The organism is Aneurinibacillus sp. REN35, from assembly GCF_041379945.2.
Lineage (GTDB): Bacteria > Bacillota > Bacilli > Aneurinibacillales > Aneurinibacillaceae > Aneurinibacillus.
The window spans coordinates 32,561-49,417 of record NZ_JBFTXJ020000022.1; the positions used below are offsets into that span (position 1 = coordinate 32,561).

Sequence of the window (16,857 nt, forward strand, 5' to 3'; positions counted from 1 at the left end):
GTCTCATAAAGCCCGGCGTATCAATACGCCGGGCTTTATTATAGAATAAATCTAGCATTGAGGTGACGCGGATGGAGCATTACTATACGAATCAACCTGGAGCCGACAGCAAAGAACAGAGTTTTACGTTCGAATTGCGGGGGAGAGAGTTTCGTTTTATTACCGATCGCGGCGTCTTTTCAAAAAATCGCATTGATTTCGGCAGTGTTCTTTTAATTGAGACAATGGAAATCAAAGACGGAATGAACGTTCTCGATGTGGGCTGCGGGTATGGTCCGATTGGAATGGCCGCCGCATCGCTTACTCCGTCCGGCAACGTGCTCATGCTGGATGTAAATGAAAGAGCTGTCTTGCTTGCGAACCGCAATCTTGCATTGAACGGATTTGCTAATGCGCAGGCGATCATCAGCGATCAATTCTCCGCCGTTCCTTCAAACAGACAATTCGACGTGATTCTAACCAATCCGCCGATCCGCGCTGGGAAGCACGTTGTGCATGGAATTTTTGAGCGTGCACACGACCATTTGGTTCCGGGTGGGAGCCTCTGGATAGTGATTCAAAAAAAGCAGGGAGCGCCCTCTGCGCTCGCAAAACTGCAGGAACTATACTCTGAAGTACATGAAGCCGCAAAAAAGAAAGGGTACTCCATCTTTCAGGCAACAAAATAGTAAGTTGACATTGTATTTTGAATGTGATATCGTTATTTAATGCCACTGATTATGTGAACGAGTAAGTGGAAATTGCATAAAATGTCAACCTTTTTTTTGTCTAAAAGAAAGGAAGGTTATGAAGTAAGTATGAGAATATTATGCCTGGGCAATACTGGGATAATATTAGCATTCGGTTCTTCAAATTAATACTAAAGTCTTCTCTACATATTATAGGGAGACTTTGTTCTTTTTTGTGCAAAAACTCGGTTTGAGAGGTGAATAAGTTGGCAGGTCATCTAATTCAGTGTGGACGTCATCGCCAGCGTCGCAGCTACGCGAGAATTAAAGAGGTAATGGAATTACCTAATCTGATTGAAATCCAGCAGCAGTCATATCAATGGTTCCTAGACGAAGGCCTTCGTGAGATGTTCCATGATATCTCTCCAATCCAGGATTTCACAGGCAATCTTGTTCTAGAGTTTATTGACTATAGTTTAGGGGAACCTAAATATTCTGTCGATGAATCAAAAGAACGGGATGTAACGTATGCTGCACCGCTGCGTGTGAAAGTTCGTCTCATCAACAAAGAAACGGGAGAAGTCAAAGAACAAGAAGTATTTATGGGTGATTTCCCGCTTATGACAGAGACGGGGACTTTCATTATCAATGGAGCTGAGAGGGTTATTGTCAGTCAGCTTGTTCGTTCTCCTAGCGTTTATTTCAGCACAAAAGTAGATAAGAATGGTAAGCAGGCTTATGCTGCAACCGTAATTCCGAACCGAGGCGCATGGCTTGAACTCGAAACCGACGCGAAGGATATTATCTACGTTCGCATCGACCGTACGAGGAAGATCCCGGTTACGGTTCTTTTGCGTGCATTAGGATTCGGTACTGACGTAGAGATTCTGAACCTGCTTGGAGAAGACGAGTATATCAAGAATACGTTGGAGAAGGATAATACTGATTCAACGGAAAAAGCGCTTATCGAAATCTATGAAAGACTGCGTCCAGGCGAGCCGCCGACTGTCGAAAATGCGAAAAGTTTGTTAATTTCTCGTTTCTTCGATCCGAAACGCTATGATCTGGCAAACGTAGGTCGCTATAAAATCAATAAAAAGCTTCACATTAAAAATAGATTATACAATCAGCGTCTTGCTGAAACACTAATTGATACAAATACAGGAGAAATCATTGCTGAAGCTGGTCAGATGATTGATCGTCGTCTGCTTGACCGCATTCTCCCATATCTTGAGGACAACGTTGGTTTTGTAAACGTACGGCCTCGTGGTGGCGTATTAGAAGATGAGATTCGTCTGCAATCTATTAATATCTTCTCGCCGACCGAAGATGGAAAAGTTATTAAAGTAACAGCTAACGGATTGATTGATAAGAAGGTTAAACATATCACTCCAGCTGATATTATCGCTTCTATTAACTATTTCATTAATCTACTGCATGGCATTGGAACGACGGATGATATTGACCATCTGGGTAATCGTCGTCTGCGTTCTGTTGGGGAACTGCTGCAGAATCAGTTCCGTATTGGTCTATCCCGTATGGAGCGTGTTGTGCGCGAACGTATGTCCATCCAGGACGCGAATGCGATTACGCCGCAGGCATTGATCAATATTCGTCCGGTAATTGCGGCGATTAAGGAGTTTTTTGGAAGCTCTCAGTTATCGCAATTTATGGATCAGACGAATCCGCTGGCTGAACTGACACATAAGCGTCGTCTGTCCGCGCTTGGACCGGGTGGTTTAACCCGTGAACGTGCAGGTTTTGAAGTGCGTGACGTTCACCACTCTCACTACGGTCGTATGTGTCCGATTGAGACGCCGGAAGGTCCGAATATCGGTCTGATTAACTCTCTGTCATCTTATGCACGCATTAATGAATACGGCTTTATTGAGACGCCGCGTCGTAAAATTGATCCAGAAACGAACCGCGTAACGATGATTATCGAATATCTGACTGCGGATGAGGAAGACGTATTCAACATCGCTCAGGCGAATGCTCCGCTGACGGAGGAAGGCCACTTTGTGAACGAGATGGTAATCTGCCGTCGTAAGGGTGAGATCATTACCGTTCCGCGCGATAAAGTCGACTATATGGACGTATCGCCGAAACAGGTTGTATCTGTTGCGACAGCAATGATTCCATTCCTGGAGAATGACGATGCTAACCGTGCCCTTATGGGTGCGAACATGCAGCGTCAAGCCGTGCCTTTGCTTGTGCCGGAAGCACCGTTTATCGGTACAGGTATGGAGCATAAAGCAGCGAAAGACTCCGGGGTAGCGACTGTTGTGCGCCATCCGGGTGTTGTAGAGCGTGTAACTGCCCGTGAAATCTGGGTACGCCGTCAAGAAGAGATCGACGGACGTACGATTATGGGCGATATTGACAAATATAAAATGCACAAGTTCGAACGTTCTAACCAGGGAACATGCATTAATCAGCGTCCGATTATCAAACGGGGCGAAGTAGTGAAAGCCGGCGACATTATTGCTGACGGCCCTTCAACGGAAAAAGGCGAATTGGCTCTTGGTCGCAATGTTGTCGTTGCGTTCATGACGTGGGAAGGTTACAACTACGAGGATGCCATCCTGTTAAGCGAAAAACTTGTAAAAGAAGATGTATATACATCAATTCACATTGAAGAATATGAATCCGAAGCTCGTGATACGAAGCTTGGCCCTGAAGAGATTACGCGTGATATTCCTAATGTCGGGGAAGATGCACTGCGCAATCTTGATGAGCGCGGAATCATTCGGATCGGTGCTGAGATTAAAGACGGCGATATCCTGGTAGGAAAAGTGACACCGAAGGGTGTGACGGAACTAACAGCAGAAGAGCGTCTTTTGCACGCCATTTTCGGTGAGAAAGCACGTGAAGTTCGTGATACATCCCTGCGTGTACCGCATGGCGGCTCCGGCATCGTCGTTGACGTTAAAGTCTTCACTCGTGAGAACGGAGACGAATTACCACCGGGTGTAAACCAACTTGTGCGCGTATATATCGCACAAAAACGGAAAATCTCTGTTGGGGATAAGATGGCCGGTCGTCATGGTAATAAAGGGGTTATTGCCCGTATTCTTCCAGAGGAGGATATGCCGTTCCTGCCGGATGGCACGCCTGTACAGGTTGTGCTTAATCCGCTTGGTGTACCGTCTCGGATGAACATCGGTCAGGCGCTTGAAGTGCATTTAGGTATGGCTGCCAAAATGCTCGGCATTCACATTGCTACTCCTGTATTTGATGGAGCGACAGAAGACGATGTATTCGATACTCTCGAAGAAGCAGGGATGAGCCGCACAGGTAAAACCCGCCTATTTGATGGACGTACTGGAGAGCCGTTTGACCGTACAGTAACTGTAGGCGTCATGTACATGATTAAACTTGCGCATATGGTTGATGACAAAATCCATGCCCGTTCTACTGGGCCATACTCTCTCGTTACTCAGCAGCCTCTCGGCGGTAAAGCCCAGTTCGGCGGCCAGCGTTTCGGGGAGATGGAGGTATGGGCGCTTGAAGCATACGGTGCTGCTTATACGCTCCAAGAGATTCTTACCGTCAAATCGGATGACGTCGTAGGTCGTGTGAAGACATACGAGTCCATTGTTAAAGGAGAAAATGTACCAGAACCTGGTGTACCGGAATCCTTTAAAGTATTGATTAAAGAGCTGCAAAGTTTAGGTATGGATGTAAAAATACTCTCTGAAGACGAGCAGGAAATCGAGATGCGGGATACGGATGAAGATGATGATACGTCTGGAGAGAAGCTGCACTTAAACATCAGCGGTACCGAAGAGTAAAGGATGAAACCGGGAAGTAATGGGAGGTATGCGCCTTGTTAGATGTAAATAATTTTGAGTATATGAAAATCGGCCTCGCATCACCCGATAAGATTCGTTCCTGGTCTTATGGTGAGGTCAAAAAACCGGAAACCATTAACTACCGGACATTAAAACCCGAAAAAGAAGGCTTGTTTTGCGAGAAAATTTTCGGACCGCAGAAGGACTGGGAATGTCACTGCGGGAAGTACAAGCGTGTTCGCTATAAAGGCGTAGTCTGCGATCGCTGCGGTGTTGAAGTAACCCGCGCGAAAGTACGCCGGGAGCGCATGGGGCATATTGAACTGGCTGCCCCAGTCTCTCACATCTGGTATTTCAAAGGCATTCCGAGCCGTATGGGGCTTGTGCTTGATATGTCCCCACGTTCTCTAGAAGAGGTTATCTACTTTGCATCGTATGTAGTTGTTGATCCGGGCGAGACACCGCTTGAGAAAAAACAACTCTTGTCTGAGAAGGAATACCGCAATTATCGTGATAAGTACGGTGCTTCCTTCACTGCTGCTATGGGTGCAGAGGCGATTAAGCGTCTGCTTGCAGAAATCGATCTCGATAAAGAAGTAGATTACTTAAAAGAAGAATTAAAGTCTGCACAAGGCCAGCGCCGCAACCGTGTAATTAAGCGGCTCGAAGTTCTTGAGGCATTCCGTAATTCCGGCAACAATCCGGATTGGATGGTGCTTGATGTCCTGCCGGTGATTCCGCCGGAACTTCGTCCGATGGTACAGCTTGACGGTGGACGCTTTGCAACGTCTGACTTAAACGACCTGTATCGCCGGGTAATCAACCGGAACAACCGTCTGAAGCGTCTGCTTGATCTTGGCGCGCCAGATATTATCGTGCAGAATGAAAAACGCATGCTGCAGGAAGCGGTAGACGCGCTGATCGATAACGGTCGTCGTGGGCGTCCGGTAACAGGTCCAGGTAACCGTCCTCTGAAATCTCTTAGCCATATGCTTAAGGGTAAGCAAGGACGTTTCCGTCAGAACCTGCTTGGTAAGCGTGTTGACTACTCTGGTCGTTCCGTTATCGTGGTAGGTCCGCATCTGAAAATGTATCAGTGCGGTCTTCCAAAAGAAATGGCGCTGGAGTTGTTCAAGCCGTTTGTAATGAAAGAACTAGTCAGCAAAGGGCTGGCTCATAATATTAAATCCGCCAAGCGTAAAGTTGAGCGGGTGCATCCGGAAGTATGGGATGTTCTTGAGGATGTCATTAAAGAACACCCAGTGCTCCTCAATCGTGCGCCTACGCTCCATAGATTGGGTATTCAGGCATTTGAGCCGACGCTTGTTGAGGGTCGTGCAATTCGTCTGCATCCGCTCGTATGTACGGCATATAATGCTGACTTCGACGGTGACCAGATGGCTGTACACGTTCCGCTATCTGCAGAAGCACAGGCAGAGGCCCGTATTCTTATGCTAGCGGCGCAGAATATTCTCAACCCGAAAGACGGTAAGCCGGTTGTTACACCGTCTCAGGATATGGTTCTTGGTACGTATTACCTGACTATGGAGAATAAAGAAGCAAAAGGAGAAGGCCATATCTTCTCTAACACAAATCAGGCAATCGCAGCTTACGCAAGCGGTCATATTTCTCTACATGCCCGTATTGCAGTGCCACCGAAGAGCCTGAACAAAACATCCTTTACACCGGAGCAGCGTGAAGCTCCATTGATGGTAACAACGGTTGGTAAGCTCATCTTTAACGAGATCTTCCCGTCAGAACTGCCGTATATCAATGAGCCGACCAAAGCGAACCTGCAGAAGAATGTCCCTGATACGTTCTTTATCTTTGATAAGGGTGTAAACGTAAAGGAATTCCTAGAAAGTGTTCCTGAGCAAGAAGCGGTGAAAAAGGGATACTTGGGTACGATCATCTCTGAATGCTTCCGCCGCTTCGGAACAACAGAAACATCGGTAATTCTTGATAAGATCAAGGCGAATGGCTTTAAGTACTCTACGCAAGCCGGTATTACGGTTGCGGTTGCTGATATTCAAACTCCGCATGAGAAGCAAGAAATTCTTGCGGGTGCTGAGGAGCAGGTACAAAAGGTTATGCAGCAGTACCGTCGTGGTCTGATTACAGAAAACGAGCGGTATGACCGGGTTATCAGCATCTGGAGCAAAGCGAAAGATGATGTAACGAAGGTTCTGATGGCTTCTCTTGATAAATTTAATGCCATTAACATGATGGCGACATCCGGTGCTCGTGGTAACGTATCACAGATTACCCAGCTTGCAGGGATGCGTGGTCTGATGGCGAATCCGTCCGGACGTATTATCGAGCTTCCAATCAAGTCGAACTTCCGTGAAGGTCTGACGGTATTGGAATACTTTATCTCTACACACGGCGCCCGGAAAGGTCTGGCTGATACCGCACTGCGTACCGCCGACTCAGGGTATCTGACCCGCCGCCTTGTAGACGTTGCACAGGATGTTATCGTACGTGAAGATGATTGTGGTACGGATAAAGGTGTTAAGGCCGGTGCACTTCGTGACGGTAAGGAAATTATTGAAGAGTTGTATGACCGTATTGCGGGACGCTATTCGTTCCAGACTGTACGTCATCCGGAGACAGGCGAAATCATCGTAGGCCGCAATGAGCTGATTGATGAGGATATTGCTGATGAGATTATGGCAGCAGGTATTACAGAGGTAAATATCCGTTCTGTTATTGGCTGTCGTACACAGCATGGCGTATGTAAAAAATGCTATGGCCGCAACCTGGCAACAGGTAAAAAGGTTGATATCGGTGAAGCGGTTGGTATTATCGCTGCACAATCCATCGGGGAACCGGGTACACAGCTGACGATGCGTACATTCCATACCGGTGGGGTTGCCGGAGACGATATCACGCAGGGTCTTCCGCGTATTCAGGAGCTGTTTGAAGCTCGGAATCCAAAAGGTCAGGCAATCATTACCGAAATCGAAGGTGAAGTCGTCGATATTCGCGAGGGTAAAGACCGTCGTGAGGTTGAGGTCCGTGGGGAAACGGAGAATAAGGTGTATCAAATCCCTTATGGCTCCCGCTTAAAAGTATCCGTGGGCAGCAAAATCGATATTGGTGAAGAGCTGACGGAAGGCTCCATCGATCCGAAAGAAATGCTCAAGATTCGTGGTATGCGCGGCGTTCAATACTATATCCTGCAAGAGGTACAGAAAGTATACCGGATGCAGGGGGTAGAAATTAACGACAAGCACGTAGAGGTTATGATCCGCCAGATGCTGCGCAAAGTTCGTGTAGTTGACAGCGGCGATACCGATCTACTGCCAGGCGCGTATGTAGAAATTCATGAATTTGAGGAAGCGAACAAGAAAGTACTGTGGGATGGCAAGCAGCCTGCTGTGGCACGTCCGGTATTACTTGGTATTACAAAAGCATCTCTTGAGACAGATTCCTTCTTGTCTGCCGCTTCGTTCCAGGAGACGACACGTGTACTGACGGATGCAGCAATTAAAGGCAAAGTCGACCGCTTGTTAGGTCTGAAGGAAAATGTTATTATAGGTAAGCTGGTGCCTGCAGGTACAGGTATGAACAGATACCGCAACATCTCCTTGCAGCATGATTTGATGCCTGCTGAATCAGCGGTTGATGCGGTATTGTCAGAAGATCAACTTGAAGACGTTATGCTTGAAAAATAAATTAAACCAAATTATTGACATGGCTTAACGCAAGTGATATGATGTTTGAGTGTGCCTAATACTGCTTTGGAGGATATGAAAATGTCTTATGAAAAAGTGGAAAAGGCCAGAGCAACTGTGATCGGTGTAAAGCAGACCATGCGTGCGATTGAATCCGGCCAACTAGCTGAAGTCATCGTCGCTAAAGATGCAGACAACCGATTAACCGGCAAGGTTACTTCACTATGCCAAGATAAAGGTCTGCCTGTTCACTATGTTGATTCGATGCGCCGACTCGGCAAGGCATGCGGGATTGATGTAGGAGCTGCAGTGGTGGGTTTGAAAGTATAATACACGAATTAACTTACGTTTTTGCGTATTCTCGGGATGCATCTTTATGATGTGTTCCGAGAGCAAAAACTTTTCGTTTGCCTGCTGATGAACCACCAGGACCTGTGGTCTTAAATTGACGTGTAATATTGGAAGGAGGTGCGACGCATGCCAACAATTAACCAGCTCGTACGCAAAGGTCGCGAAAAGAAAGTTTACAAATCCAAGTCTCCAGCTCTCGGAAAAGGCTACAACAGCATGAAGAAAGAGCTTACGAACACGAACTCCCCGCAAAAGCGTGGTGTATGTACTCGTGTTGGTACGATGACTCCGAAAAAACCGAACTCCGCTTTGCGTAAATATGCTCGTGTACGTTTAACAAACGGCATCGAGGTTACTGCATATATTCCGGGTATCGGTCACAACCTGCAAGAACACAGTGTTGTTCTGATCCGCGGTGGTCGTGTGAAGGACTTACCAGGTGTACGCTACAAAATCGTACGTGGTGCCCTGGATACAGCGGGTGTACAAAACCGCAACCAGTCCCGTTCTAAATACGGTACTAAACGTCCGAAAGCGCCTAAAGCTTAATTTGCTTTAAGCGATGTAAGACATACGTAAAAACTTAAAGGCAAAGGAGGGGAAACGAATGCCACGTAAAGGCCCAGTACCTCGTCGTGATGTATTACCTGACCCGATTTATAATAGCAAATTAGTAACTCGCTTGATCAATCGTATGATGATTGATGGTAAGCGCGGAGTTTCTCAGCGCATCCTGTATGATGCTTTCAATCTTGTTCAACAACGCACTGGCCGTGAAGCTATGGAAGTGTTTGAAGAAGCAATGAAAAACATCATGCCAGTTCTTGAAGTACGCGCTCGTCGCGTAGGTGGTGCAAACTACCAAGTTCCGGTTGAAGTTCGTCCGGAGCGCCGTACTACACTAGGACTTCGTTGGTTGGTAGAATACTCCCGCAAACGCGGTGAGAAAACAATGGAAGAGCGCCTCGCAGGCGAAATCCTTGATGCAGCCAACAGCACTGGTGCAGCTGTTAAGAAACGTGAAGACACGCACAAAATGGCGGAAGCAAACAAAGCATTTGCTCACTACCGCTGGTAGAATACAAAGCGGATTTTTTGTCCGCTTTGCTTTGCCAAATCTCTAATATGAGAAAGGGGCTAGTACTTGCATGGGACGCGAATTCCCCTTAGCCAAGACTCGTAATATCGGTATCATGGCTCACATCGATGCCGGTAAAACGACGACAACTGAGCGCATTTTGTTCTACACAGGCCGTGTTCATAAAATTGGTGAAACACACGAAGGTGCTTCCCAAATGGACTGGATGGAGCAAGAACAAGAGCGCGGTATCACAATTACATCCGCTGCAACAACGGCTCAATGGAAAGGCCACCGTGTTAACATCATCGACACACCGGGACACGTAGACTTCACAGTTGAAGTAGAACGTTCCCTGCGCGTTCTTGATGGTGCGGTAGGTGTTCTGGATGCACAATCCGGCGTAGAGCCACAAACGGAAACTGTATGGCGTCAAGCTACAACATACGGTGTACCTCGTATCGTGTTCATTAATAAAATGGACAAACTGGGTGCTGATTTCTTGTATTCTGTACGTACGCTTCATGAACGTTTGCAAGCAAATGCTCATCCGATCCAACTTCCGATCGGTGCAGAAGATAACTTCCGCGGCATCATTGATCTCGTTGAGAAGAAAACGTACATCTATACAAACGATCTTGGAACAGACATTGAGATTACAGAAGGCTTCCCTGCTGAATTTGCAGAGCAAGCTGAAGAACTTCGCGGTCAGCTGATCGAAGCGGTTGCTGATTTTGATGAAGAACTGATGATGAAGTACCTCGATGGCGAAGAAGTAACAATCGAAGAACTGAAAGCTGCAATTCGCAAAGCGACAATCAGCGTTAAGTTCTACCCTGTTACTTGTGGTTCCGCATTTAAAAACAAAGGTGTTCAGCCTATGCTGGATGCTGTTATCGATTATCTGCCGGCACCTGTTGACGTACCTGCAATCAAAGGTACGCTTCCAGATAGCGATGAGCAAGTAACGCGTGAGTCTAGTGATGAAGGTCCTTTCTCCGCGCTTGCATTCAAAATCATGACTGATCCTTATGTAGGGAAACTGACGTTCTTCCGTGTATACTCAGGTACGCTTGATTCCGGTTCTTACGTGCTGAACTCTACTAAAGGTAAGCGTGAGCGTATCGGCCGTATCCTGCAAATGCATGCGAACTCCCGTGAAGAGATCAAAACGGTTTATTCCGGTGATATCGCTGCTGGCGTAGGTTTGAAAGATACAACCACAGGGGATACTCTCTGCGATGAGAAAAACCCTGTAATCCTTGAGTCTATGGAGTTCCCTGAGCCGGTTATCCGTATTGCTATCGAGCCAAAAACAAAAGCCGACCAAGACAAAATGGGTATGGCGCTTGCAAAATTGGCCGATGAGGATCCGACATTCAAAACATATACTGATGAAGAAACAGGACAAACGATCATCGCTGGTATGGGTGAGCTTCACCTTGACATCATCGTTGACCGTATGCGCCGTGAATTCAAAGTAGAAGCCAATGTTGGTGCGCCACAGGTTGCATTTAAAGAATCCTTCCGCCAGCCGGCGAAAGTTGAATCTAAATATGCAAAACAATCCGGTGGTAAAGGTCAATACGGTCACGTTGTGGTTGAATTTGAACCAGGCGAACCGGGTACTGGCTACATCTTCGAAAACAAAATTGTCGGTGGTGCGGTTCCTCGTGAATACATCCCTGCCGTTCAAGCTGGTATCGAAGAAGCTATGGCAAACGGCGTTCTTGCAGGATATCCAATCCTTGACTTGAAAGCACGTCTTGTTCATGGTAGCTACCATGAGGTTGACTCTTCTGAGATGGCGTTTAAAATCGCCGCTTCTATGGCTTTGAAAGAAGCTGGTAAGAAGGCTAACCCTGCTATCCTTGAACCAATGATGAAAGTAGAAGTAACTGTACCGGAAGAATACATGGGCGACATCATGGGTGATATCAACTCTCGTCGTGGACGTATCGAAGGTATGGAAGCTCGCGGTAACGCACAAGTGGTTCGTGGATTCGTACCTCTTTCCGAAATGTTCGGTTATGCAACAAACCTGCGTTCCCGTACACAAGGACGCGGTACGTACTCTATGCACTTCGATCATTATGAAGAAGTACCGAAGAGCATTGCTGAAGAGATCATTAAAAAAGCTAAAGGTCTGTAATTTTTCAGCAAAACCCCTTTATTGTAATTAAAGAAAGGTTTACAATGTGTAAGGGGTACATAGCCTCGCGCATTTCAACCTTTCTTTATAAATACTTAACTTCTTAAAACCTTTAATTAAGGAGGCTTTTTTCCACATGGCTAAAGCTAAATTTGAGCGGAATAAACCGCACGTAAACATTGGTACAATTGGTCACGTTGACCACGGTAAAACAACTCTGACTGCTGCAATCACTACAGTTCTTTCTCAAACTGGTGGCGCAACGGCTATGGACTACGGTTCAATCGATGCGGCTCCTGAAGAGCGTGAGCGCGGTATCACAATCTCTACTGCACACGTTGAGTACGAAACTGAAAACCGTCACTATGCACACGTTGACTGCCCAGGACATGCTGACTACGTTAAAAACATGATCACTGGTGCTGCCCAAATGGACGGCGCGATCCTGGTAGTATCTGCTGCTGACGGCCCAATGCCACAAACTCGTGAGCACATCCTTCTGTCTCGCCAAGTAGGCGTTCCTTACATCGTTGTATTCATGAACAAATGTGACATGGTTGACGATGAAGAATTGCTTGAACTGGTTGAAATGGAAATTCGTGACCTTCTTTCTGAGTACGAATTCCCTGGCGATGACATCCCAGTTGTTAAAGGTTCTGCTAAAGAAGCTCTTGACAATCCAACTGGTGAGTGGGCTGAGCGTATTCTTGAGCTTATGGCTGCTGTTGATGACTACATCCCAACTCCAGAGCGTGCTGTTGACCAACCGTTCTTGATGCCTGTTGAGGACGTATTCTCTATCACTGGCCGTGGTACTGTTGCTACTGGTCGTGTAGAGCGCGGTATCGTTAAAGTTGGTGACCAAGTTGAAATCCTTGGTCTGACTGAAGAACCAAAAACTACAACTGTAACAGGTGTAGAAATGTTCCGTAAGCTTCTTGACCAAGCTCAAGCTGGTGACAACATTGGTGCGCTTCTGCGTGGTGTTGACCGTACAGATATCGAGCGTGGACAAGTACTTGCTAAGCCAGGTTCTGTAAAGCCACACACTACTTTCACAGCTCAAATCTATGTTCTTTCTAAAGAAGAGGGTGGACGTCACACTCCATTCTTCGCTAACTACCGTCCTCAGTTTTACTTCCGTACAACTGACGTAACTGGTATCATCAAACTTCCAGAAGGCACTGAAATGGTTATGCCTGGCGATAACGTTGAGATCACTGTTGAACTCATCAGCTCTATCGCTATGGAAGAAGGTACTCGCTTCGCTATCCGCGAAGGTGGACGTACTGTAGGCGCCGGTGCGGTTGCTACTATCATTAAGTAATTTCTGCACATTGTGCATCTAAAAGGACTCGGTCTTCGGACCGGGTCTTTTTTGTGGCATAAGATACAAAACCCCCCTCTCGCTATTTTAGCAAGAGGGGGGTTTATGCTTATACTTTACGCTGTTTTGTAGGAGAGACTGTACTGCTTTGATTTGTTCGTGTCCGACTGACTAGGTGTTCTACATTTTGTTTATAATTCTCTCGTGAGATACTTAGGATAATCCCGATGCTAATCATGTTTAGCAGCAGTGAGGAACCGCCATAGCTGATAAAAGGCAGTGGAACACCTGTAATCGGAATCAGCCCAGTAACACCACCAATGTTAATGAACGCCTGAATAAAAATCATGCTGACAACGCCAACGCCGACAAGCGTAGCGAACGTATCCTTTACACGCAGTGTAATAATAAGGACGCGCCATAAGAAGAGCAGATAGACGAGCATGAAAATAGAAGCCCCGATAAAACCGAGCTCTTCTGCCATAATCGCAAAAATAAAGTCAGTCTGCACTTCAGGAAGGTAGAGATACTTCTCAATGCTTTTCCCAAAGCCGGCACCTGTAATACCGCCGTGTGCAAGTGCAAAATACGAATGCGCTAATTGATAGCCAGTCCCCAAACCATCAAGACCGTCCGCCCAAGGATCGCCGACATTCTGTAGGCGGCTCCAGCGATATGGGGAAAGAAAAACAAACAAAAAGCCTACAATTCCAGCTAGTATGCCAGGGAGAACCAAATGTTTAAGATTGGCTCCGCCGGCAATGATCACCGCAAGAGCTGTCATGCCAAGAATAGCGGCTGAACCGAAATCGGGCTGAATAGCAATAATGCCACAGAACAATCCGACAATGACAAAAACGGGAATCAGCCCTTTTTTAACATCTCGGATATGTTCTCCTTTTTTAGAGATAAGTGCAGCCAGATAAATGATCACTGCAAGCTTTGCAAACTCGGCTGGTTGCAGGGAGCCAATCCCTAGATTAATCCAACTTCTTGCTCCGTTTCTTACAATACCAATCCCCGGAATCAGTACGGCTGCCAGCAGCAAGAAAACAAAAAAAGCAATGCCGACAAAATGCTTCTTATAAAAGGTATAGGGAATATTCATCGTGAATAGCATGAAGATCAAGCCGATGATCGCCCACATTACCTGTTTTTTCATAAAGTAAGTGTCCGTACCGAATTTATCCAGGGAAAAAACAGAACTGGCACTGTAAACAATGACAATCCCAAAACCTACTAGAAAAAGAGTAAGAATAAGGATGGGAAAATCCGGTCTTCCTCTTGTTTTCATATGCTCCTCCGGATATGTAGAATACTGATAAATGTATCAAACTTATTTTTATACTAGTAGTTTACTATACTCTGGCAAGGGAAACAGGGGTATTTTTTACTTTATTTATGATGACAAAAAGTTCAGAATCCGAATTCATCCCACTTTAACAAAGTCTTAACTTGTTTTTAATGTTTATCTTTTAAGATTAAGAGATCATATAAAAGCAATTATGCTCTGGAAGGATGGCGAGTGCCGGAATGCAGGAGAGCCAGTTAAATCAATTGACAAAAGAAGTGGCAGAGATGGCTACCATTGCCCGCTCCGGCTTTTTACAAGCGTGGAGAGCATTTTTGGAAGCAGATCTTGATATGGCAAGAGACGTCATTGTACGCGATGAAAAACTTAATGTATTAGCGGAGAAAATATTTAAAATGAGCTTACGACTCATTGCTCTACAAGCACCTGTGGCCACGGATTTACGTACTATAGGCTCATATTTGAAAATGGTGACTGATTTAGAGCGAATTGGGGACTTATCCGTTTCCATTGCTAAGGTTGTGGTTAGACTGAATGGGGCAGGTTATCATCTTTCATTGTTTGAGATGCCTCTGATGGTCGAGAGAGTAAAAGAGATGTTGGATGTATGTGTGCAAGCGATTGAGAGTGGCGATTTTCGCCGCTTAAGGCTACTCGATGAGATGGACGATGTGATCGATGGGTATTACAGTAAGTGCTTTGACTATATAGAGTGTAATATGGAAAGACAGCCAGAACTAATCAAAGAGGGTGTTCAATTGCTAAAAGTGCTTCAGTCATTGGAGCGGATTGGAGATCATGCAACCAACATTGGAGAATGGTCGCTGTACATGTCTACAGGAAATATTGCTGATCTGAATACGTAAAACGTATAACAAAATAGCGCAAAATAAAGAGGCGATTGTTTATGAGCAGTCGCCTCTTTATTTTTTATGAAGGTGTTTATATTTAGTGTGCTTCCTGTAGAAGCTGATTTAATTCGGCAGGGTCAAATCCTTTGACAGCCTTACCATTGACTACGGTAACGGGAATTCCCATGATGCCGAATGCTTCCACTTCTTTTTGATATTCCTGATTGGACAGGAGATCACGTACTTCAAAGGTATATCCTTTATCAGTTAAATAATTTTTGACCAATTCGCAGGTGCTGCATCCTGGTGCTGAATAAACAATGATCGACATAGTATACCCTCCTTATTACATAGTATTACTTATTATTATATAGCAAATCGAGTGATATAAAAGAGGAGATGCTTTATTACTGTAAAGCTTTATTGTATAAATATTTATATAAATGAATAATAATATTATGAATATTATATTTTTATGGAATTTTATGCAAGTTAAGCAATGATAAAAACATTGGAATATATAGTTTTAATAGGTTGATACCTGTGATATAGTGGAAATAACGTGGAATAAAAGATTTTTTTGTTATATTTTTTATGTATAAAATATGAATAAAATTTGGAGAAGAGGCATTGGGAGGAGGGGTGTGACTATGTCATTTGTGAAGCAGATGAGTATGATATTTGGGGGATGTCTGTTGGTTGCGCTTGGTATTCAGGTTTTAACGGCTTCAGATTTGGTACTTGGCGGTACAGCAGGCATGAGTATTGTGCTGCATCATATTACAGGTTTGTCATTTGGGGCATTATTTTTTCTTATTAATCTTCCCTTTTACTTGTTATCTGTAAAACAACTTGGCATGAATTTTACGCTTAAAACATTTATGAGTGTAACGTTATTATCGATCCTATCCGATGGGATATCGTTTTTACTTGATTTTAAAATTCCATACTCTGTTGTAGGTGCAGTATTAGGTGGATCTTTTATTGGCTTTGGCTTGATTTTACTTTTTCGGAGCAATTCGTCGCTGGGAGGCATTAATATTTTTGCTATGTTCCTCAGCAGACGATATGGTGTAAACCCAGGTAAGACAATTATGATTTCAGATATTAGTATTGTATGCTCCGCGCTTTTCGTATTTGGTTATATACAAATTTTATATTCGGTACTAGCTATCATTGTGATGAGTGCCGTACTGGGTCGTTACCATAAAACTTCACCGATCGAGAAGAACAATAAGCATATTGCGGAGTTAGAAGAGAATTCAGCGGATGCAGTGCTTAACCGTTCGATGACATCCACACAGAATTAATATATAGAATGTAGTAAGCTGCATAATTTGATACGTAGTTATAAGTAAAAAGTGCAGGGAGTCCCTCTGCGCTTTTTATTATGGATAGTATGCCTTACTGTAAAAAAGTATTGACCTTACTGTTTATACTGTGATAAATTATTACTTGCCGTCAAGAAAGGCAAAGCGGTATCTATTTCAAAAGGTGTAAAAAAATTTTTGAAAAAAACACTTGTAATTCCAGAAGAAATGTAATAAGATAATAAAGTCGCCGCTGAGACGCGGTGCAGTGCAAAAGCATAATAACAAGTTCCTTGAAAACTGAACAGTGACACTCGATGTGTGCGAGTAAATATAT

General features: G+C 45.0%; 13 protein-coding genes. 10 read left to right on the forward strand and 3 right to left on the reverse strand.

The features are described from left to right. The first annotated feature begins 71 nt into the window (after positions 1 to 71). The 8 genes from AB3351_RS22875 to tuf all read left to right on the forward strand — a co-directional run bounded on the left by AB3351_RS22875 (position 72) and on the right by tuf (position 13,047). Entirely contained in the window at positions 72 to 668 is a 597-nt protein-coding gene (locus AB3351_RS22875) for a class I SAM-dependent methyltransferase (RefSeq protein ID WP_371149424.1), read from the forward strand. Between the two features lie 266 nt (positions 669 to 934). Beyond that, entirely contained in the window at positions 935 to 4,462 is a 3,528-nt protein-coding gene (gene rpoB, locus AB3351_RS22880; RefSeq protein WP_371149425.1) for a DNA-directed RNA polymerase subunit beta, read from the forward strand. A 35-nt stretch (positions 4,463 to 4,497) separates the two neighbouring features. Next, on the forward strand, positions 4,498 to 8,139 hold the full coding sequence (gene rpoC, locus AB3351_RS22885; protein ID WP_371149426.1) for a DNA-directed RNA polymerase subunit beta': 3,642 nt from the start codon (positions 4,498 to 4,500) through the stop codon (positions 8,137 to 8,139). Between the two features lie 81 nt (positions 8,140 to 8,220). Next, on the forward strand, positions 8,221 to 8,469 hold the full coding sequence (locus AB3351_RS22890; RefSeq protein ID WP_371149427.1) for a 50S ribosomal protein L7ae-like protein: 249 nt from the start codon (positions 8,221 to 8,223) through the stop codon (positions 8,467 to 8,469). A gap of 147 nt (positions 8,470 to 8,616) precedes the next feature. Next, positions 8,617 to 9,039: a 30S ribosomal protein S12 gene (rpsL, locus tag AB3351_RS22895; protein WP_206248946.1), complete on the forward strand. Its 423-nt coding sequence runs from the start codon at positions 8,617 to 8,619 to the stop codon at positions 9,037 to 9,039. 58 nt (positions 9,040 to 9,097) lie between these two features. Beyond that, on the forward strand, positions 9,098 to 9,568 hold the full coding sequence (rpsG, locus tag AB3351_RS22900) for a 30S ribosomal protein S7 (RefSeq protein ID WP_371149428.1): 471 nt from the start codon (positions 9,098 to 9,100) through the stop codon (positions 9,566 to 9,568). A 70-nt stretch (positions 9,569 to 9,638) separates the two neighbouring features. After that, the gene (gene fusA, locus AB3351_RS22905; RefSeq protein WP_371149429.1) at positions 9,639 to 11,720 is read left to right on the forward strand and encodes an elongation factor G; all 2,082 of its coding nucleotides are present in this window, start codon (positions 9,639 to 9,641) and stop codon (positions 11,718 to 11,720) included. Positions 11,721 to 11,856: 136 nt separating this feature from the next. After that, the gene (gene tuf / locus AB3351_RS22910) at positions 11,857 to 13,047 is read left to right on the forward strand and encodes an elongation factor Tu (protein WP_371149430.1); all 1,191 of its coding nucleotides are present in this window, start codon (positions 11,857 to 11,859) and stop codon (positions 13,045 to 13,047) included. A gap of 109 nt (positions 13,048 to 13,156) precedes the next feature. Here the strand turns inward: tuf and ftsW are convergent, their stop codons facing one another. Beyond that, complete coding sequence (gene ftsW / locus AB3351_RS22915; protein WP_371149431.1) at positions 13,157 to 14,341, reverse strand: putative lipid II flippase FtsW; 1,185 nt, start codon at positions 14,339 to 14,341, stop codon at positions 13,157 to 13,159. A gap of 224 nt (positions 14,342 to 14,565) precedes the next feature. On the opposite strand from ftsW, the gene phoU reads away from it, so the two are divergent. Further along, on the forward strand, positions 14,566 to 15,225 hold the full coding sequence (phoU, locus tag AB3351_RS22920; RefSeq protein ID WP_371149432.1) for a phosphate signaling complex protein PhoU: 660 nt from the start codon (positions 14,566 to 14,568) through the stop codon (positions 15,223 to 15,225). Between the two features lie 82 nt (positions 15,226 to 15,307). On the opposite strand, the gene AB3351_RS22925 is transcribed toward phoU, so the two are convergent. Then, entirely contained in the window at positions 15,308 to 15,541 is a 234-nt protein-coding gene (locus AB3351_RS22925; protein WP_371149433.1) for a glutaredoxin family protein, read from the reverse strand. A gap of 319 nt (positions 15,542 to 15,860) precedes the next feature. Between AB3351_RS22925 and AB3351_RS22930 the strand changes: the two genes are divergently transcribed. After that, a complete protein-coding gene (locus AB3351_RS22930; protein WP_371149434.1) occupies positions 15,861 to 16,520 on the forward strand; it encodes a YitT family protein in 660 nt (219 codons plus the stop codon). A 116-nt stretch (positions 16,521 to 16,636) separates the two neighbouring features. Here AB3351_RS22930 and AB3351_RS22935 read toward each other — a convergent pair. After that, positions 16,637 to 16,857 (reverse strand): hypothetical protein (locus AB3351_RS22935; protein WP_371149435.1); only part of this gene is annotated, 221 nt, incomplete at its 5' end.

Bases quoted from the DNA above. Each gene is read 5' to 3' on its own strand.
- AB3351_RS22875 (WP_371149424.1), top strand. From the start codon at position 72: ATGGAGCATTACTATACGAATCAACCTGGAGCCGACAGCAAAGAACAG.
- AB3351_RS22890 (WP_371149427.1), top strand. From the start codon at position 8,221: ATGTCTTATGAAAAAGTGGAAAAGGCCAGAGCAACTGTGATCGGTGTA.
- rpsL (WP_206248946.1), top strand. From the start codon at position 8,617: ATGCCAACAATTAACCAGCTCGTACGCAAAGGTCGCGAAAAGAAAGTT.
- rpsG (WP_371149428.1), top strand. From the start codon at position 9,098: ATGCCACGTAAAGGCCCAGTACCTCGTCGTGATGTATTACCTGACCCG.
- fusA (WP_371149429.1), top strand. From the start codon at position 9,639: ATGGGACGCGAATTCCCCTTAGCCAAGACTCGTAATATCGGTATCATG.
- tuf (WP_371149430.1), top strand. From the start codon at position 11,857: ATGGCTAAAGCTAAATTTGAGCGGAATAAACCGCACGTAAACATTGGT.
- ftsW (WP_371149431.1), bottom strand. From the start codon at position 14,341: ATGAAAACAAGAGGAAGACCGGATTTTCCCATCCTTATTCTTACTCTT.
- phoU (WP_371149432.1), top strand. From the start codon at position 14,566: ATGGCGAGTGCCGGAATGCAGGAGAGCCAGTTAAATCAATTGACAAAA.
- AB3351_RS22925 (WP_371149433.1), bottom strand. From the start codon at position 15,541: ATGTCGATCATTGTTTATTCAGCACCAGGATGCAGCACCTGCGAATTG.
- AB3351_RS22930 (WP_371149434.1), top strand. From the start codon at position 15,861: ATGTCATTTGTGAAGCAGATGAGTATGATATTTGGGGGATGTCTGTTG.